This is a genomic window from Ochrovirga pacifica (genome assembly GCF_000220525.1).
In the GTDB taxonomy this organism is placed as follows: domain Bacteria; phylum Bacteroidota; class Bacteroidia; order Flavobacteriales; family Flavobacteriaceae; genus Ochrovirga; species Ochrovirga pacifica.
In genome coordinates this window covers 1-19,912 of record NZ_AFPK01000026.1, presented here as the reverse complement: position 1 = coordinate 19,912, position 19,912 = coordinate 1, and the positions used below count along the sequence as shown (strand labels likewise).

Genomic DNA, 19,912 nt, shown 5'->3' with positions numbered 1-19,912 from the left:
TTAACCCTATTCGTTTTTTTTGTCGTCTTAGTTTAAGAATGTGTTAATTTTTAAGCTGAAAAATGAAAAGAATAGAAAATATTATTGTCCTTGCTAAAAAAATAGCATTGTCTATGTTAAAGGACAAAAAGGTGAATGAAGATGAGATAGGAAGTCTTTTCAATCCTGCAGATACTAAAGAAATTTTTTACAGGCTAAGCAATCAAAAAGAAAAAGACCAAAGAAATTCGTTTATCAAAAAACTAAAACAAGATAAAAAACAACAATGGAAAGAAATTGAAGAACTGGTGGCTCCTAAAACAAAACTTTACTACTTAAAAAAAAGTGTAAAGTATGCAGCTGTGTTTGTTGGGCTGGCTGGTGTTTCTTACTTTTTTTATGACTATTATTATACAGCTCCAGAAACGTATCAATATGCAGAAAATGAAATTATACTAAAACACGATGATGGTAAAGTAGAAGTAATTTCTGAGGATGGAACCAGAACTTTAGTCAACAAAAAGGGCGAAGTGATTGGGGTACAAAAAGGGCAACAACTGGCATATATAGGAGATACACAAACAACGGAGCTGAAGTTTAATGTCATTACAGTTCCTTACGGAAAACAATTTCAATTGCTTTTATCCGATAGCACAAAAGTTTACTTAAATTCGGGTACCACTTTAAAATATCCAATCCGATTTTTACCCAATCAAAAAAGAGAAGTCTCTTTGGTAGGAGAAGCTTTTTTTGAAGTTTATAAAGATAAAAAGCATCCGTTTATAGTAAAGTCTAATGATCTTAATATAAAAGTATTAGGAACAAAATTCAATGTTTCATGTTATCCAGAAGACTGGGCAATCAATACAGTATTGGTAGAGGGAGCAGTAAGCTTGTACAATGACAAGAAATCTAAATCTGTACTAAAACCATTTACCCTATACCCCAATCAAAGAGCTAGTTGGATAAATACTAAAAAAGTGATGAAAGTAGGTAATGTGTATGACACTTCTATATATACTTGTTGGATTGATGGGAAAATAGTTTTTAAACACTTAAAGTTTAAAAATATACTTAAAAAATTAGAAAGACACTACAATGTGAAAATTAACAATCACTACACAGAATTGTCTGAAAAAAGGTTTACTGCAAGGTTTGATATAGAAACCATTGAACAGGTGTTAAATACTTTTAGCAAAAGTTTTAAAATTGACTATACCAAAGAAGAGAATATCATTCACATTTACAAACCTAAAAACTAAATTTTATGACTTGACTTATAAGAGATGACCAATCACTTTAAGTGCTATAAAAAAAATCGAGAAATGCGGCCACATTTCCCGATCCATAATTATAGTGCTAACTAACAATTAATTAAACACTAAACGAAAAAACAAAAGTATGAAAAATCTCATTAATGTAGTGAGGAGTACTCGCTACACCCTAAAGTTGGATTTAAAGATGAAACTAACTATTTATTTATTCATTTTTTCTCTGTTTCAAATCCATGCCAATACGTATTCGCAAAACACTAAAATTACTCTAAAGTTAGAAAATACTAGTATTGAAAATGTGCTGCATGAAATAGAATCTAAAACGGAATTCAAATTTCTGTACAACGACAATGAAGTAGATTATGCCAAAAAAGTTTCTGTTGATTTTAAAGAAACACGTGTGCATAAAGTTTTGGACAGAATTTTTAAAGACACACAAATTACATACGATGTGTTAGACAAGCAGATTGTGTTGACAAGCAATGCGCAAAAAATGTATGCCCTGTCTGGGTTTGCTAATGAACAAAGTCAAAAAATTACTGGAACCATTACGGATGAAGGAGGAACTCCAATGATTGGAGTAACCGTAATGGTAAAAGGAACTTCTTTAGGAGTAAATTCTGATTTTGATGGGAACTATTCTATTCTTGTAAATGAAAAGCCAGCAGTACTGATTTTTTCTTTTATGGGTTATGTAACTCAAGAAGTTTTGGTAAAAGATAGCAACACTATTAATGTAACTATGAAAGCTTCTACCGCAGATTTAGATGAAATTGTGTTGGTGGGATATGGTACACAAAAGAGGAGTGATGTTACTGGAGCTATCTCTTCTATTACATCAGAAAAATTATTAAAAGCTCCTATTGTAAAAATGGAAACAGGAATGCAAGGAAGAGTGGCTGGGGTAGCAATTAAGCAAAATACGGGTGCACCAGGACAAAGAATGAAGATGAGAATACGTGGAGCAGGTTCTATTAATGGGTCTAATGAGCCTTTGTATGTAATAGATGGTTTTATTGGTGCAGATATTTCTACAATAAACCCTGCAGATATAGCTAAGATTGATATTTTAAAAGATGCTTCAGCAACAGCAGTTTATGGTTCTTTAGGAGCAAACGGAGTTGTGTTGATTTCTACAGTAAAACCAGAAGGTGGACCTTTTAAAGTAACTTTTGATACCAATTACAGCATTAGTAATATGGTCAATAAATACCAATTACTTTCAGCAGGAGAAATGGCTGAATTGATTAATGAACAAAGAGATGCTTTAGGAAATCCAGCAGCTTTTACTCCAGAAGAGGTAGATTATTTTAAACAAAACGGGGGAACTGACTGGCAAGATTTAGTAACAAGAGATGGAATAAGAAAAAATCATACATTAACCCTAAATGGTGGAGGTGAGAATCTAAGATATTATTTTTCTGCTAATAGCTTAGATGATGAGGGAGTAATTAAGAACTCTTTTTATAAAAGAAAATCTTTGAGATCTAATATTGCAGGAAAAATTGGGAAAAACATAGATTTTAAATTCAATACCTATGGAACAATGACTGATAGTCAGGCAAATGGAGTAGGGACAGGAGGTAGAAATAATGCTTTAGGACGTGCTGTAATTTTTCCTCAGTTTTGGCCTGCAAGAGATGATCAAGGAAATATAATGAACCCTAATAATTACAACAGTTATAATGGAGCATTTTTGGTAGGGCGTGATGTACATCCTGAACAAGCAATTAAGCAAAATCAAGAGACTGAAAATGAGAGTTTATTATCTAATTTAGATTTGCATTTCAACTTAAGAAATGGATTTTCTTTTGATTTTAACAATTCAGGTAGGTTTACCACCGGGTTTACAGGACAAAGAACTTTAATTGATAATGTAAATGTAGATAGAGATGATGTAACTGCTCAACACGTATACAGAAGAGGAAAAAGATACATGACCACAAGTATGCTGAATTATGAAAATGAGCTTGGAGATCATAAAATTAAAGCAACAGTTGTTTATGAATATCAAAAAACAACAGGACAAAATACATTAGCAAACGTTAGCAACTTGCCTACACTTTCTAACGAATGGTATTTTTTAGGAAGTGCAGAGCCTTCAAGAATAGTTTCTACAGGGCTAGGAGGGGCAAGAAAAATACGATCTTATATGGGACGTTTAAATTACAGTTACAAAGGGAAGTATTTGCTAACAGCTTCGTTAAGAGCAGATGGGCACTCTGTATTACATCCAGATCACAGATGGGATTACTTTCCATCAGCAGCATTGGCATGGAATGCTACAAAAGAAGAATTTGTAAAAAATTCTGAGTGGTTAAGTAGGTTAAAGTTAAGAGTAGGTTTTGGTTCAACAGCAAACAGCTCTGTAGATAATTATTATAGGTTTACAAAATTTGAAACAGATCCCAACGTTGCAGCAGGATTTGGTTCTTCTTTGTTAGACGGACAAAATACAACAACAGGTAAAATCTTAGGAAGCCCAACAGATCCATTTATTAAGTGGGAAAGAACAACTCAGTACAATTTTGGTGTGGAATCAGGAATGTTGAACAACCGTTTGAGTGTAACGTTAGACTTATACTCAAAACAAACATCAGATATTGTATTGGAAAAATCGATCCCAAGATATACAGGAAGTCCATCGTTTGGAGCTAACCTAGCTGAAATTCATAACAATGGTATTGAGTTAGGGGTAAACTTTAATGTAATGGATAGTCAAGATTTACATTGGGATGCTTACGTAAATGTATCTAGAAATGTGAACATAGTAAAAGATTTAGGTGGTTTAGATGAAACCTTTTTAGCCAATGAAGAGCCATTAGGTATATGGAGTTTGGTAGGAGGAAATTCTAAATTTATTGTAAAAAAAGGTGAAGAAATGGGAAGTTTGTATGGGTTAAAAGCTATAGGAATTTGGCAAGAAGATGAGGCTGCAGAAGCAGCGAACTATGGATCAAAACCAGGAGAGGTTAAGTACGAAGATGTAGATAATAGTGGAAATTATTCAGCAAGCGATAGACAGATTATTGGTAATACAATGCCAGATGTTGTTTTTGGATTGGGAACCAATATGTCGTACAAAGGATTTGATGCAGCAGTCCAGTGCGTAGGTTCTATTGGAAATGAGACTTACAATTGGTCAAGAAATTTTATGAATCAAATGTTATCTCATGCAGATTATAGAAATAGATGGACACCTACAAACACTGGTTCATCACAACAAAGTTATCCTGTTGGGAATGATTATACGGGGAATTATGTGGTAAGTCAGTATGTTGAAGATGCATCTTTCTTTAAAATTAGTAATATCACATTAGGATATAATTTTCCGAAGACAATTACTGATAAGTTAAAAATAAGCTCTTTAAGGTTTTATGGAAGTGTAGACAATGTAGTAACCTTTACAAATTACAGTGGTTTAGACCCAGAAGCATCTAGTACAGCTATCAATAGTGATGCACAGGCAGGGATTGATGCTTTTTCTTATCCACTAACAAGAACAGTATCTTTTGGAGCTAAATTGTCATTCTAAGATTCATTAAATAACTAAAAAGAGACACAAATGAAAAATAAAATATTAAAATATATATACGTTGCCTTAGCAAGTTGTAGTATTACATTAACAAGTTGTGAGGATTTAGATGAAGATTTGTCAGGAGTTGAAATTCCTCAAAGTTATTACTCTGATGATAAGACATTAGAGTCTGGATTGGTAGGGATTTTTGGAGTATGGCATAGAAATACCTGGTCTCTAGAAATGCTTTCATCTTATATGGGTGCTGATGATTTGACATCTAGAACAGGAAGTAATAAAATTCCTTTAATTGAAGCTGATCGTTTTGGATTAACAGGAGGAAATTCGTGGGTAACAAACAATTGGAACACAAGCTACCAAACTATTGCTAATTGTAATTCTGTATTAGAAAATGCAGAGCAAATAACGGATTTAGAGGAAGATGTGTTAAACTATTATATTGCAAATGCTAGGTTTGTAAGAGGAGTAATTTATTACAAATTAGCTAGTACTTTTGGAGATGTTCCTATGCCTTTAGTTTCTGCTGTAGATTTAACGATTAAAAAGACACAGAAAAGAAAAGTAATGCAACAAGCTATAGATGATTTAACTTTTGCAATGCAATGGGCTGCAAACCCAAGAGATACAGATCCAATGGTAGCTGATGGGCATGCTTCTAAAACAGCGGCCAAAGCTTATCTAGCGAAAGTTTATTTACACCTAACTGGTTGGCCCTATAATGAAGCAGATAAGTGGGCTCAAGTGAAACAATTAACTAAAGAAATTATAGATGGTGGAGTGTACTCACTTACAGATGATTTTGCACATAGTTTTCAGGATCCACACCAAATTAACAAAGAGGTTATTTTTTCGCACTATTGTCAAAAAGATCCTTGGCCTTTTGCAACTCATAATAGAAGCTATGGTCTAAGATGGGCTAATTGGATGGACTTTTATATGGAATGGACCTACTTTAACAATTTTCCTGAAGGGTATAGAAAAGAATATTCAACAGCTACCACAGGAAATCCATTTTTTGATCAGTTTGGAAACCCTGTAGTAACTAAATTTACTTGGGGAACACAAGCTCCTAATTCAACAGATCCAGTAGATCATGTTTTTGAACATAGGTGGCAAACTTCAAATGATAACATAGCCATTCGTTATGCCGAAATTTTGTTAATCTATGCAGAAGCTTGTGCCAATACAGGAGATTTGCCAGAAGCAAGGGAAAAACTGAATTATGTAAAAAGAAGAGCTTACGCTGGTGGGGCAACAAAACAAGCAGATGTAGCATTGTTACCTACTGAATTTTGGAAATTACCAAATGCTCTTATTGACTACACGGCGATTTCATTGCCAGACAAAGATGCAATTGTAGATGCAATTTTAACTGAAAAAGCCTATGAGTTTTTAGGAGAGATAGGAGGAGTAAGATGGTTTGATTTGGTTAGACATGAATTGGTAGGACCTGTTAATGACTTACGAGACCCAATAGATACAGCAGACATTCCATTGGTTGGAGATCCATATGACAATAGTCTTTGGTTTACTCCAATACCAGATACAGAAACCGTTTTAAATCCAAACTTGTTGTTACCAGCAGAATAAGGTTTAAATAAATTTTACTTTTTTCACAAAGCCTCATCCATTTTAGCGATGGGGCTTTTTTTATAAAAAATGATAGGGCTTGGTGTAAAATTAAATCACTACACAAAACAAAAGGTCTAAACGATGGATTTTATCTGTTTAATGGAACTATAAAAGTTTAGGTTTCTTATTTTTGATATTCATGGAGACAGCACTAAACTCACTTTCCACTCAGTTAGAAGGGGAATTACACACAGATGACTTACATCAAAAAATATATGCTACGGATGCTTCCGTTTATAGAAAGATTCCAATGGGAGTGGCCTTGCCTAAATCCATTTCAGATCTAAAAAAAATTATTCTTTTTGCCAAAGAACAACAAATAACATTAATTGCTAGAACTGCAGGAACTTCCTTAGCAGGACAATGTGTTGGAGAGGGATTGGTGGTAGATGTGTCTAAATACTTTACAAAAATAGTATCATACAACCCTAGTAACAAAACAGTAACAGTCCAGCCAGGTGTTATTAGAGACGACTTAAATAGAATGGTAAAACAAGAGGGATTGTTTTTTGGACCTAATACTTCTACGGCCAATCGTTGTATGATAGGAGGGATGGTCGGAAACAATAGTTCTGGAACCACTTCCATCCGATATGGAGTAACAAGAGATAAAGTGCAAAAAATGAAAGCCTTGCTAAGTGATGCTAGTGAGGTGGTTTTTGAAGAGGTAAACGCTGCAAAATTTTTACAAAAAGCCAAACAACAGAACTTAGAAGGTAAAATTTATAGACATATATTAGAAACCTATCAGCAAAAAGAGATTCAGCAAGAAATACATCAAAAGTTTCCCAAACCCGAAATTCACAGACGAAACACAGGATATGCCATAGATGAGTTTTTAAAGTTTGAACTATTTGGTGGAACACAAAAAAACATCAATCTGGCTAAAGTGCTTTGTGGTAGTGAAGGCACCTTGGCTTTTATTACGGAAATTACGTTACAATTAGATGTGCTTCCGCCCAAACATCATGTTATGGTAGCGTCACATTTTAAGTCTATAGAAAGCTCTTTACAAGCAGTAAACGTGGCTATGCAACACGAACTGTATAATTGTGAATTGATGGATAAAATTATTTTAGATTGCACAAAAAATATTCGATCTCAAGAACAGAATAGAAGTTTTTTACAAGGCAATCCATCGGCAATTCTAATGTTAGAAGTAGCGGACGATAGTTTAGAAAAAGCATTAGAAAAGGCACAAGTACTTATTGACGATTTAAAAACAGCCAATTTTGGTTATGCACATCCTATTATAAAAGGCAAAAAAATTGAAGGAGTACACGAGCTAAGAAAAGCAGGTTTGGGAGCTTTAGGTAATATGGTAGGTGATAAAAAAGCTGTGGCTTGTGTTGAGGATACAGCGGTTGCATTATCAGACTTAGCCAACTATATTGCAGATTTTACAAAAATGATGAAAGAATATGGGCAAAAAGCAGTGTACTATGCACATGCAGGGGCAGGAGAAATTCATTTACGACCTATATTAAATTTAAAAATAAAAGAGGACGTTGCTCTATTTAGAACCATTACCACACGTGTAGCTTTGTTGGTAAAAAAATACCAAGGGTCTCTAAGCGGAGAACATGGAGATGGAATTGTAAGAGCAGAGTTTATTCCGACAATGATAGACGAAAAAAACTACACACTTCTAGTTCAGCTAAAAGAAGTCTTTGATTCCGATTACATATTTAATAATGGGAAAATAGTCTATCCTTTTAAAATGGATGAATCTCTAAGGTACGAAACCGATAGAATAGAGCCTATAGTTAAAACCAAGCTAAATTTTTCTGAAAACAACGGAATTCTAAGCTTGGCAGAACAATGCAATGGATCTGGAGATTGCAGAAAGTCAATTGCTGCTGGCGGAGTAATGTGCCCCAGTTACAGAGCAACTAAAAACGAGAAAGACACAACAAGAGCCAGAGCCAATGCCCTTAGAGAGGTTTTAACAAACAATACGCATCAGAATAAATTTAATAGCGAAACTTTAAAGCAGGTTTTCGATTATTGTGTGGGATGCAAAGCTTGTGCAAGCGAATGTCCTAGCAATGTAGATGTAACAGCATTAAAAACAGAGTTTTTGTATCAATATCAGCAAGCAAACGGATATCGGTTAAGAGATCGTCTTTTTGCTAATTTGGTAAAAATCAACCAATATTTAACGTTTGGAGCTAGGAGTGTCAATTTTATTAGCAATACCAAATTGTCTAAGTCTTTTGTGGGAATTGCCAAAGAAAGAAAATTACCTAGTCTAAAAAGGATAACTTTATGGGACTGGATTGAAAATAATGAAGAAGAATTACAGGTAACAGACCCTATAAAAACCATTTACTTTTTTAATGACGAGTTTACCAATTACTACGATGTATCTGTAGGGAAAGATGCCTTGTTGTTATTGACACGGTTGGGATATCAATCTGTGTTTATCAATCATGAACAAAGCGGAAGAGCTTATTTGTCTAAAGGTTTTTTAAAAGAAGCAAAACAAGTAGCAGAAGAAAATATCAGTATTTTTTCTTCCGTAACTTCAAGAGAAAATCCATTAGTGGGAATAGAACCATCGGCAATTTTGTCTTTTAGAGATGAATACTTAAAACTTGCAAATGACCCAAAAATAGCAAAAGAACTAGCTACTTACACTTTTACAATAGAAGAATTTTTAGCCAAAGAAATAGCACTAGGAAATATAGATGAAACCGCTTTTACTCAAAAGTCAAGAGAAGTAAAAATTCACGTTCATTGTCATCAAAAAGCCTTAAGCACTAGCAAGTCTACGTTTGATATGCTAAATGTAATACCTAATTACAAAGTCACCTTAATCAATTCGGGTTGTTGCGGAATGGCTGGGTCTTTTGGTTATGAAAAGGAACACTATTCTATTAGTATGCAAATGGGAGAAGATACTTTGTTCCCTAAAATTAGAAATACATCTTCGGAAACTATTTTGGTTGCAGCAGGAACAAGTTGTAGGCATCAGATAAAAGATGGAACCCAAAGAACTAGCTTACATCCTGTAACGGTATTAAGGGAAGCTTTGGTGTAAGAGTTTTATCTTTTTATTGAAAGAAAAGTTTGTTCGTGTTTTTTTAAACAAAGTATTTGACTTGAAATAACTTTGGTGATAGATGTTATAAAAAATCACCAAATAGAGCGTATGTTTCAATTAAAAGTAGTCAACAATTACTATTACGAATGTCTGTTTTACTATGATAAGGATGGACATCAACAACAAGCTATTATCAACAAACACTATCAGTTTACATATCAAAATTTAACCAATGGTTATATTGCAATTCCAGGAATTGGTCAGGTAAACTTTACGTATTTAGGAGAAGAAAAAATTTCTAATTACGAAAAATATCCTATAGAAAAATACGGAGTTTTGTTGCGTGTACACACTTCTGAAGTTTATTATCGATTTGACAATCTGGGAAGTTTAGAACTCGTAATTGATAAATACGGAGGATGTTCTGTAAAAGGTAACAATGGAACGTTGATAGAGATTGAATTGAATGAATTAATTATTAAAGATAGCTAAGCATGATATTATTAGGAGAAATAAGATTGTTCGGATTTGGGTTTACACCCAGAGGTTGGGTACAGTGCAAAGGACAATTAATGTCAATTACGTTAAATCAGGCTTTGTTTTCTTTACTAGGAACAACGTACGGAGGTGATGGAAGAACTACGTTTGCTTTGCCAGATTTAAGAGGAAGAACTCCTGTTGGTTTTGGTTCAGGTACGGGTTTGCAAACAATTAATTTTGGAGAAAAAGGAGGGAAGGATCATCAGGTACTTCTAAAAGAAAATTTACCAGCACATCATCATACGGCAAGCCTCAAAGTAAGCAACCAAAATGCATCTCAAAATGCGGCAACTTCCAATGCCTCTATTGCAACAAGTGGAACGCATCAAGGAAGAACTTTTAATGCCATAGAAAATTACAACCAATCATCACCTAATACTTCTTTGCATCAAGAATCAATTGCGATAAACAATACAGGTAATGGGACTCCTTTTAACAATAGAAATCCTTATCTGGGCTTAAATTATTGTATCGCCATAGCAGGTGTTTATCCATCAAGAGAATAAATCAAAAAAAAATAAAATGAAAAGAAAATTACACTGTATACTTGGGCTGCTATGGATATCAGCACATACAGCCTACGGGCAAATAACCGAAAATTTTGAAGATGAAACCAGTGCTAGTACTATCTTTATTAGTGATGGACTTCAGTTTGATATTTTAAGCAATATAACAGACGAAACTTTTGATATTTATAACAAACCATCAGAGTGTACTGCTTGCGGATGGGGAGGAACTACAGCCGATAATGTTTTTATAGATAATTCTAATGAGATAGATTTTAGGTGGAATGATGGGACTAGTTTTGGTATTAAAACAAATGATGGAACCAAAATAACTGTTGCCAGTTTGTATTTGTTTTGTTCTGACAGAAAATTGAATAATTTTTCAACAGGAGGGATAACCATTACTGGAAAGAAAAATGGAGGAACAGTGTATACTATTCAAAAAAACACAGGCTTTTCGAATACTGAAACATTTAGTCCTAACAACGGATTTACGTATATTGACTTTGAAATAGAAGGGGGAGTAAACAATGCCACTAAAGAAATAGACGAATTGATTTTTACTGCTTCGGGAGACATAGACTACCTTGCTTTAGATACTTTTGTTTGGAAGTATGCCAGTTCTTTAACCACAGATACATTAAAAAAGGATAAAGCTCAGGTTATTTATAATGCAAAATTAGAACAAATTTTAATTCAGACAGAAGTTCTTTCTTTTAAGTACCAATTGTATGATGTGCTTGGAAATATAGTAAAGTCAGGAAAGAATGAACATGAAATAGCAATTTCCAATTTGCCAGCAGGTTTGTATGTGCTAAAGTTTGTGGAGGGTAGCAAGACCGCTTTTACCTATAAATTGGTAAAAAGGTAATATTATAAAAAAGAGGTAATTTAGTCAAACAAAGATCCCAATACATGAATGTTGGGGTTTTTGTTGTTTGTAAGCCAATGAATATAAAAAGTGTCAGTTTTGAGCAAGATTCTAAAGAGTTGATATTGTTAGAAAGAATATTAATGTCTAACAATTGCTACTTGTATTTTTTTGAAAAAGATACAATAGAGTTAGAAGGAGAAAAAATTAAAACTACAAGTATATATGTACAACCTATTTTATCTAGAGCATTAAAATATAAAGTCCTAAAACCTTGTAAAATATACGGAGTAAGATTGCCTATTGATGGAGTATATCGTATGCATATTACACCCAAGAATCAAGTGGTAGATTTGGCTAATTATTATCCTAAAGAAGTTTTAGAAATTTTAAAACACGCTTGTCAACAAAAAAAGTTTGAGGCTTTACAAACATTTATAAATCACTTTGAGTACAAAGATTCTTCTTTTTTAGGAGCAGTAAAATATATTGTCAATACACAAAAAACAGAAGTAAAGGTTAAAGAACTGGCCAGTTACTTAAATTGCTCTACAAGGTATATAGAAAAAGAGTTCAAAAAAAAGATAGGAATTACCCCCAAACAATATTTAAGAAACAAAAAGTTTATAGAGGCATTGGCTTTTTATAAACCCGAGTTGCACTGGAAAGACATAGGGTATTATCATTACAGACATTTTTTAAGAGATTGGAAACAGGTAATGGAATTGCCCTTTGATGAAACTAGCTTAAATTCTTATGCACATCAAGCACGATTAATAGTAAGTACAAGAAGCAGGAATAATAAAAAAAGGGTAAAGGCAACTAATAAATAAGAATTAGCTAGCTTATAAATTTAATTCTTTTAAGATAGTGATGGTATGATCAATTTCTTCTTTGTTGGTGAGCTTAGAAAACGAAAAACGAACCGATGTGTTTTGTTGTGCAGCATCCTCTAAAAAGCTTTGCAATACGTGCGATCCTTTGTGACTTCCACTCTGACAAGCAGATCCTCCAGAAACAGCAATTCCTTTTAAATCAAGCTGAAAGAGCAACATAGGAAAGTCCTTTGCAAACTGAATATTAACAATGGTGTGTGTACTAGAATTTAGGTTGTTGCTGTTGGCGTTAAACCGAATATTGGGAAGCTCTTTTTGGATTTGAGAAACAAAGTAGCTTTTAAGATCTTTTAAATAAGCAACATCACTATCTAAGTTTTTTACACAACAGCTCAATGCTTTTTCCATTCCTACAATTGCAGCGATATTTTCAGTACCTGCTCTGGTACCTCGTTCTTGTTCCCCTCCTAAAATTTCGGGGTGTATGGCAGTACCTTTTCTAAAAAAAGCAAAACCAATTCCTTTAGGTCCATGAAATTTATGTGCAGAGGCAGCAATAAAATCAATGTCTATTTTAGTTAGGTTAATGTTAAAATGCCCCACAGATTGCACAGTATCACTATGAAACAAAGCTTGATAATCTTTTTTTAGTTGTATGACTTTTTCTAAATCTAAAATAGTTCCTATTTCATTGTTTACGTGCATTAAAGAAACAAGGGTTTTTGTAGATGGTTTTTGTAACAAATGCTCTAAATGTTGATAATCTAAGGTACCATTAGGCAAAATATTTACATAAGAAACGTGAACTCCCTTAGTTGCTAAAAAATCAACAGTATGTAGTACCGCGTGGTGTTCAATGGCTGAGGTAATAATGTGATCCACCCCTAAATGGTAAACGGCATTTTTTAGAATCAAATTATCTGCTTCGGTGCCTCCGGAGGTAAATACCAATTCGGAAGTAGCACAACCCATATAAAGAGCAATACTTTTTCTAGCATTTTCTATAACAGCTCTTGCGCTTCTTCCAAAGGCGTGTGTAGAAGAAGGGTTTCCAAAAATAGTTTGCATCGTTTGCACCATAGCCTCTGTTACTTGTGGCAATAGGGGAGTGGTTGCAGCATTGTCTAGATAAACTCGTTTCATAAAGCAAAAATACGCTTTCAAACCAAAAGCCAAAGTACAATATAAGGTGATTTTACATTTTGTCAGTTCTTGACAATTGGCATTAATATTGAATTACCTATGGTAGACACAGATACATGCTTGTTTTTTTGTACTTTTGCAAATCGACCAAGTGGTTCTTTAACTTTTTTGTGTCAAAATGACATTATGCCCTATGAGTAAATACAAAAACATAAAAATAAACACCTTGTCTATGCACAACATCATTGATGAAGATTCGGATTTAATACCTTTATTAACTCCAGAAGACGAAGCAGAAATGAACAAAGAGGTGGTTCCTGAAATACTGCCCATTTTGCCTTTAAGAAACACGGTTTTGTTTCCGGGTGTTGTAATTCCTATAACAGCAACAAGAGACAAAGCAATTGCGTTAATCAAAGAGGTAAATAAAGGAGACAAGACCTTGGGAATTGTTGCACAAAAAGATCCTGCAAGTAAAAATCCAACCTTTGATGATATTTACCACACAGGAGTGGTGGCACAAATTTTACGTGTGCTAAAAATGCCCGATGGAAATACAACGGTAATTATTCAAGGAAAAAAACGCATGCAAATTAAAGAAGTTGTGCAGCAAGAGCCTTATTTAAAAGCAACTGCTGTAGAAATGCTAGACGATTTGTTTGTAGAAGATAGTAACGAGTTTAAAGAGATTATAGAAACGGTAAAAGAAACGGCTTTAAATGTAGTAGAAGAAAATCCAAACATACCCACCGAAGGAACGTTTGCAATTAAAAACATACAAAGCAATTCGTTTCTAATTAATTTTATTTCTTCTAATATTGATTTGTCAGTTGATGAAAAACAAGAACTCTTAGAAATCAACAATTTAAAAGACCGAGCAATTGCTACTCTAAAAAAGTTGAATGTAGAGTTGCAACGATTGGAATTGCGTAACGATATACAGAACAAAACCCGCGTAGATTTAGATCAGCAACAGCGAGAGTATTACTTGCATCAGCAACTAAAAACCATTCAAGAAGAATTGGGTGGAAATTCTCAGGAAGCCGAGGTACAAGAACTCATCACTAAAGGAAAAAAGAAAAAGTGGAGCAAAGAGGTAAGGGAAACTTTTGAGAAAGAAGTTGCCCGAATGAAACGTTTAAATCCACAAATGCCCGAGTATTCTATTCAAAGAAATTACTTAGAATTGATGTTAGATTTGCCTTGGGATACTTATTCTAAAGACAAATTTGATTTGAATGCTGCCGAGGAAATTTTAGAACGCGAACACTTTGGGCTTGAAAAAGTAAAAGAGCGAATTATAGAACATTTGGCTGTACTAAAGTTAAAAGGTGATATGAAATCTCCGATTATCTGTTTGTACGGACCTCCAGGTGTGGGAAAAACATCTCTGGGAAAATCGGTTGCAGAAGCCTTGGGTAGAAAATATGTACGAATTGCCTTGGGAGGATTAAGAGATGAGTCTGAAATTAGAGGTCATCGTAAAACTTATATTGGTGCAATGCCAGGTAGATTGATTCAGAACTTAAAAAAAGCAGGAACCAGCAATCCTGTATTTGTGTTGGATGAGATAGATAAAATGGCTTCTGGAATTCAAGGAGATCCTTCTTCTGCAATGTTGGAAGTATTAGATCCTGAACAAAACGCAGCATTTTACGATAACTTTTTAGAAATAGGTTACGATTTGTCTAAAGTAATGTTTATTGCCACTGCAAACAGTATTGGAGATATTCCATGGGCTTTAAGAGACCGTATGGAAATGATTAATGTTTCTGGATATACCATTGAAGAAAAAATAGAAATTGCCAAACGTCACTTGTTACCAAAACAGTTAAAAGAGCATGGACTTAAATCCAGTCATTTAAAAATTAACAAACAAGTTTTAGAGTTTGTTGTTACAGGATATACTAGAGAATCTGGAGTCCGTAGCTTAGAAAAGGTAATTGCCAAATTGGTGCGTTACGCAGCTAAGTCCATCGCTTTAGAACAAGAGTACGAAAGTAGCTTAAGTCAAGAAAAAGTACTAGAAATTTTGGGAGCTGCTAAATTGGAAAGAGACAAATACGAAAACAATGATGTTGCGGGTGTTGTAACTGGTTTGGCTTGGACTAGCGTTGGAGGAGATATTTTGTTTATTGAATCGATATTATCTAAAGGGAAAGGCCTTAGTATTACAGGAAATTTAGGAAACGTAATGAAAGAGTCTGCTACAATTGCTTTGGAATACATAAAAGCTAATGCAGAAGAGTTTGGAATTAAACAAAAGACGTTGGATGAGAACAAAGTGCACATTCACGTACCAGAAGGAGCTACTCCAAAAGATGGTCCAAGTGCAGGAGTTACCATGCTTACTTCCTTAGTGTCTGTGTTTACCAATCGTAAAGTAAAGTCTAAAATAGCGATGACAGGAGAAATTACTTTGCGAGGAAAGGTGTTGCCTGTAGGAGGAATTAAAGAAAAAATTTTAGCAGCAAAAAGAGCCAATATCAAAGAAATTGTATTGTGCGAAGCTAATAGAAAAGATATTGAAGAAATAAAAGAATCCTATTTAAAAGGTCTAAAATTTCATTATGTTACAGAAATGAAACAAGTAATTGAAATAGCCTTGACCAAACAAAAAGTGAAAAAAAATGTGTTAGAAATCAAATAATTTTACGACTAATACGTTTGTATAGCAATACAAATTTTTTCAAAAAATTTTTATTTTCTTTTTTCAGCAATGGTTTGGTGGTTTACCAAACCATTGTTTTTTTATAAAGAAACAGGAGTGTACATTAAAAAATAAATACCATTTTATGTTAAACCTTTGCATATAATTAACGTCTTACATCAAATCAAAGATATTCGTTTGTTTTAAACACTAATCCCCACTTTTATTTTGACTTCTGAAATTATTACATACAATAAGTTAGCCGCTGTAGAAAATATTAAAATAGAACCTTTTGACAAAAGCAAACGTTACACAAAACCTCATAGGCATAGCAAATATCTAGAGTTGGTTTATTTTACTCAAGGAACAGGTTTTCATCATATGGATTTAAATAGCTATAAAATTGCTCCGCCTGTGGTATTTCTCATCAAAAAAGAAGAAGTACATCATTGGGAGATTACTAGCGAACCTGAAGGCTATGTAATGATTATTAAAGAAGATTTTTTAGCTCACACTTTAGACAAACACATCAATACTCAGTTGTTACGTTTATCAGAAAATCAAAAAATAGAAATTCACGAAGAAGATGCTGTCATTTGCTCGTTGTTTGACATGTTGAGCCAAGAAAATAAAAATCCTAAAAGTTCTGTAGAGCTGATAGAGGGAATGTTAAAAGCTTTATTGTCTAAAATACTCTCTTATACCCAAGACATTACTACGGTAGACAAAAAGGATAAAATGACTCAGTTTGTAAATTTACTCAACGATTGCTTAAAAAACAACGTGGCTTTTTATGCAGATCAACTACATATTAGTGCTCAAAACTTAAATCAAATCTGCAAAAGAAAACTTGGTAAAACGGCCTCACAGATTATTGCTGATCATATGGTGCAAGAAATCAAGAGATTGCTTGTGTATACTAATAAATCTGTTGGAGAAATTGCGTTTGATTTAAATTTTAAAGACGTATCTCACTTTGTAAAATACTTTAAAAGGCATACAGGGCTAACTCCTGTACAGTTTAAAAACGCCATACAATAATATACCTTAGCTTTTACAAATACACCATGGTTTAGCTAAGAATGCTTTGTAATATTGTAGCATAAAAAATAACAAACAAAAAAATGAATAGATTGAAACAGACAAAAGAAGGTTTGATACGAACCGTATGGTTGCTTGCAGCCTTTTTTTTATTTACAGGATGGGCACAAGCACAAATTGCAGGAAAAGTAGTTGATAAAAGTAACAATCAAGCATTAGAGTATGCCACCATTACTTTATTCAACACTGAAAGTGGACAGCTAGTTACAGGAACGATAAGTGAAGCTAGTGGAAATTTTTTATTAAAAGGAATTAAAGAAGGAACTTATAAAGTAGAAGCCTCTTTTATGGGATATTTACCACAAACTATAAGTAATGTGGTAGTTGCTAAAAACAATGCTTTTGTAGATTTAGGTACAATTGCATTGGGAATTAACGGAAATGAACTGGATGCTGTAGTGTTAAAAGCAGAAGCAGCCACTATGGTAAATAAAATTGACAGACAAGTATTTGAAGCCAATAAGTTCCAAGCGAGCCAAGGAGGAAGTGCTGTGGATGTAATTAAAAACTTGCCTTCTGTTACCATGAATGTAGAAGGCGATATTAGCGTAAGAGGAAGTAATAGCTTTGCGGTGTTGTTAAACGGAAAACCTACCCAAGGAGATGCAGCTTCTATTTTGGCACAATTGCCTGCCAACGCATTAGAAAAAGTAGAGCTAATTACAGCACCGTCTGCAAAATACGATCCAGAAGGAGCGGGAGGTATTTTAAACATCATCACTAAGAAAGGAGCAACTAACGGTGATTATTTTCAAGTAAGTGTACGTGGTGGTTTTCCTCCAATACAAGACTATGATACCAAAGAGTACCCACAACGTTATGGTGCTGATGTAACGTATAACACTAGAACAGACAAATGGAATTTTTCTGTAGGAGCAAGTTACCAACGAAACGACAAATCGGGTAGAAGAGAAGGAGGATTGAATATTTACAACAATCAAGGAACACCAAACGACACTTCGGACGATACTCAACGTTTTTTACCTTCGGATGGGGAGCGTAGTTTTGATGATGTTAGTTATAACGGTCGTTTTACAGTAGATTATACACCAAATGACAAAGATGAGTTTTCTGTTGGGGTGTATGCTGGGAAAAAACAAAAAGATCGTTTGGCAGACATTTACTACGATAATTACACAGTAAACGATCCTAAAGGAGCAGCAACTATAGACCCTGCATCAAGGTTTGCCTACTACAACCACAACTTAAGAACTCGTAAAGGAGATTTTGCTTTGGGTAGTTTTGATTATGCACATACATTTGATAACAAATCTAAACTGTCAACTTCTTTCTTGTACGAGTACACGTTTTTAGGAGGGCCAACCGAAAATGACAACGTAAATGATACTGACTACCAAACCATTTACCAGCAAGAATACAACACCAACGACAATCCATTAAATGGAATCCGTTACAACTTAGATTATGAATGGAAACCCATGACAATTGGTAAAATTGAAACAGGATACCAGTTTAGACATTTAAACCACGAGGGAGACTTTACTTACTTAAGAAATAATTCAGGAGACAGAAGACCTGTAAGTGATTTTAGCCAAGTGAAAGAGTTCTCTAGTGATATTGAGTTGAAAAGAATCATTCACTCTGCTTATGCGCAATTGTCTGGAAGCAAAAATAACTGGGATTATGCAGCAGGTGTACGTGGAGAATATATGGACAGAGAGTACAAAGAGAAATTAGCCTCAGATACAGAAAACAACGTGTATAATTACGATTATTTCAAATTGTTTCCTTCGGCATCTTTGCAGTACAATATCAACAAAAAAACAAGCGTAAAAGCTGCCTATAGTAAAAGAGTTCAGCGTACCACCACCTTTAAAATGAACAGTTTTGCAGAGCGTGAGCACTCAGAAGTGTACGAGCAAGGGGACAACCAATTGAGACCTGAGTTTATCGATTTGGTAGAATTGGGAGTAAATAAAAAGTTTAAAGGAGGAAATTCTATTTATGCAACGGCTTATTACAGACATACCAAAAATGTCATCAACCGTGTAAATGCTTTGGCTTATGAAGAAGATGCAAACAATCCGGGGAATTATGTGGTTAATGATAGCATCATCAACCGTGTGTTTTCAAATGTAGGAAAGAGCAACGCTATTGGTATAGAAGTAGGGGCAACGTTAAAGCCTACGAAAAACTGGACCAATTTTATTGGTGCAAACGTGTACAATTACGCAATTGATGGTGTATTTAATTTTGATCATAGAGATGGAAACACTAGATCGTATACAATTGATAGTGAATCGACCATTTACTCTGTAAACTTTAACTCTACCTACAATTTTTGGGAAAATGCTTCTGTACAGTTAGCATTGAATTACATATCGGATAGAAATACAGCGATGGGAGAAGATTCAAGGTTTTACACACCAAATCTAACCTTTAGAAAATCGTTTTTGGATGATAGTTTAACTGCTACTTTACAATGGCAAAACATAGACATGGGCTTGTTAAAATCTAACGAACAACGTATTACTACATGGAGGCCTGATGAGTTTTATACCACCACTAACTATGTATACGAAGTAGATATTGTAAGCTTAAACTTAACGTATACCTTTAACAAATTAAGAAACAAATCTAAGTTTATTGAAAGTGAATTTGGGAAAAACGAATTTTAAAAATATATAGTTTAGTTAGTTTATCGTAGTTTAATTTAGAAAAGCATCTGTAGTAAAACAGATGCTTTTTTTTAAGTAAATAATTGATGAAATCAATCGTTTAGAAGAAGTGGAGTTTTACCATCAGTAACAATAATTTTGCTGTTGGGTGTTTAGA

Annotated in this window: 12 protein-coding genes; 11 read left to right on the top strand and 1 reads right to left on the bottom strand. The window is 34.0% G+C overall.

Annotated elements, in window-relative coordinates; translation table 11 throughout:
• The first annotated feature begins 62 nt into the window (after positions 1 to 62).
• The 8 genes from FS85_RS15055 (at position 63) to FS85_RS0103570 (ending at position 12,219) form a co-directional block, all read left to right on the top strand.
• Positions 63 to 1,241, top strand: coding sequence for a FecR family protein (locus tag FS85_RS15055; RefSeq protein ID WP_050809610.1), 1,179 nt, complete (start codon positions 63 to 65; stop codon positions 1,239 to 1,241).
• A gap of 139 nt (positions 1,242 to 1,380) precedes the next feature.
• Positions 1,381 to 4,788, top strand: coding sequence for a TonB-dependent receptor (locus tag FS85_RS0103600; RefSeq protein WP_083823625.1), 3,408 nt, complete (start codon positions 1,381 to 1,383; stop codon positions 4,786 to 4,788).
• Between the two features lie 30 nt (positions 4,789 to 4,818).
• Positions 4,819 to 6,381: a RagB/SusD family nutrient uptake outer membrane protein gene (locus tag FS85_RS0103595; RefSeq protein ID WP_010134677.1), complete on the top strand. Its 1,563-nt coding sequence runs from the start codon at positions 4,819 to 4,821 to the stop codon at positions 6,379 to 6,381.
• A gap of 181 nt (positions 6,382 to 6,562) precedes the next feature.
• Positions 6,563 to 9,466: an FAD-binding and (Fe-S)-binding domain-containing protein gene (locus FS85_RS0103590; RefSeq protein WP_029489251.1), complete on the top strand. Its 2,904-nt coding sequence runs from the start codon at positions 6,563 to 6,565 to the stop codon at positions 9,464 to 9,466.
• A 111-nt stretch (positions 9,467 to 9,577) separates the two neighbouring features.
• Entirely contained in the window at positions 9,578 to 9,961 is a 384-nt protein-coding gene (locus FS85_RS0103585) for a hypothetical protein (RefSeq protein WP_010134675.1), read from the top strand.
• A 2-nt stretch (positions 9,962 to 9,963) separates the two neighbouring features.
• Complete coding sequence (locus tag FS85_RS0103580; RefSeq protein WP_010134674.1) at positions 9,964 to 10,515, top strand: phage tail protein; 552 nt, start codon at positions 9,964 to 9,966, stop codon at positions 10,513 to 10,515.
• A 16-nt stretch (positions 10,516 to 10,531) separates the two neighbouring features.
• A complete protein-coding gene (locus tag FS85_RS0103575) occupies positions 10,532 to 11,386 on the top strand; it encodes a T9SS type A sorting domain-containing protein (protein WP_010134673.1) in 855 nt (284 codons plus the stop codon).
• 77 nt (positions 11,387 to 11,463) lie between these two features.
• Positions 11,464 to 12,219: a helix-turn-helix domain-containing protein gene (locus FS85_RS0103570; RefSeq protein WP_029489249.1), complete on the top strand. Its 756-nt coding sequence runs from the start codon at positions 11,464 to 11,466 to the stop codon at positions 12,217 to 12,219.
• Between the two features lie 12 nt (positions 12,220 to 12,231).
• Here the strand turns inward: FS85_RS0103570 and FS85_RS0103565 are convergent, their stop codons facing one another.
• Positions 12,232 to 13,365 carry a cysteine desulfurase family protein gene (locus FS85_RS0103565; protein ID WP_029489248.1) on the bottom strand — a complete coding sequence of 378 codons (1,134 nt, stop codon included), beginning with the start codon at positions 13,363 to 13,365 and terminating at the stop codon, positions 12,232 to 12,234.
• 193 nt (positions 13,366 to 13,558) lie between these two features.
• Between FS85_RS0103565 and lon the strand changes: the two genes are divergently transcribed.
• From lon to FS85_RS0103550, 3 genes are all read left to right on the top strand, one after another.
• Positions 13,559 to 16,015 carry an endopeptidase La gene (gene lon, locus FS85_RS0103560; RefSeq protein WP_010134669.1) on the top strand — a complete coding sequence of 819 codons (2,457 nt, stop codon included), beginning with the start codon at positions 13,559 to 13,561 and terminating at the stop codon, positions 16,013 to 16,015.
• Positions 16,016 to 16,243: 228 nt separating this feature from the next.
• Positions 16,244 to 17,056 (top strand): AraC family transcriptional regulator, encoded by an 813-nt coding sequence (locus FS85_RS0103555; protein WP_010134668.1) that lies wholly within the window; start codon positions 16,244 to 16,246, stop codon positions 17,054 to 17,056.
• A gap of 83 nt (positions 17,057 to 17,139) precedes the next feature.
• Positions 17,140 to 19,755, top strand: a complete 2,616-nt coding sequence (locus FS85_RS0103550) for a TonB-dependent receptor domain-containing protein (protein ID WP_010134667.1) — start codon at positions 17,140 to 17,142, stop codon at positions 19,753 to 19,755.
• Positions 19,756 to 19,912: the final 157 nt, after the last annotated feature.

Bases quoted from the DNA above. Each gene is read 5' to 3' on its own strand.
- FS85_RS15055 (WP_050809610.1), top strand. From the start codon at position 63: ATGAAAAGAATAGAAAATATTATTGTCCTTGCTAAAAAAATAGCATTG.
- FS85_RS0103600 (WP_083823625.1), top strand. From the start codon at position 1,381: ATGAAAAATCTCATTAATGTAGTGAGGAGTACTCGCTACACCCTAAAG.
- FS85_RS0103595 (WP_010134677.1), top strand. From the start codon at position 4,819: ATGAAAAATAAAATATTAAAATATATATACGTTGCCTTAGCAAGTTGT.
- FS85_RS0103590 (WP_029489251.1), top strand. From the start codon at position 6,563: ATGGAGACAGCACTAAACTCACTTTCCACTCAGTTAGAAGGGGAATTA.
- FS85_RS0103585 (WP_010134675.1), top strand. From the start codon at position 9,578: ATGTTTCAATTAAAAGTAGTCAACAATTACTATTACGAATGTCTGTTT.
- FS85_RS0103580 (WP_010134674.1), top strand. From the start codon at position 9,964: ATGATATTATTAGGAGAAATAAGATTGTTCGGATTTGGGTTTACACCC.
- FS85_RS0103575 (WP_010134673.1), top strand. From the start codon at position 10,532: ATGAAAAGAAAATTACACTGTATACTTGGGCTGCTATGGATATCAGCA.
- FS85_RS0103570 (WP_029489249.1), top strand. From the start codon at position 11,464: ATGAATATAAAAAGTGTCAGTTTTGAGCAAGATTCTAAAGAGTTGATA.
- FS85_RS0103565 (WP_029489248.1), bottom strand. From the start codon at position 13,365: ATGAAACGAGTTTATCTAGACAATGCTGCAACCACTCCCCTATTGCCA.
- lon (WP_010134669.1), top strand. From the start codon at position 13,559: ATGAGTAAATACAAAAACATAAAAATAAACACCTTGTCTATGCACAAC.
- FS85_RS0103550 (WP_010134667.1), top strand. From the start codon at position 17,140: ATGAATAGATTGAAACAGACAAAAGAAGGTTTGATACGAACCGTATGG.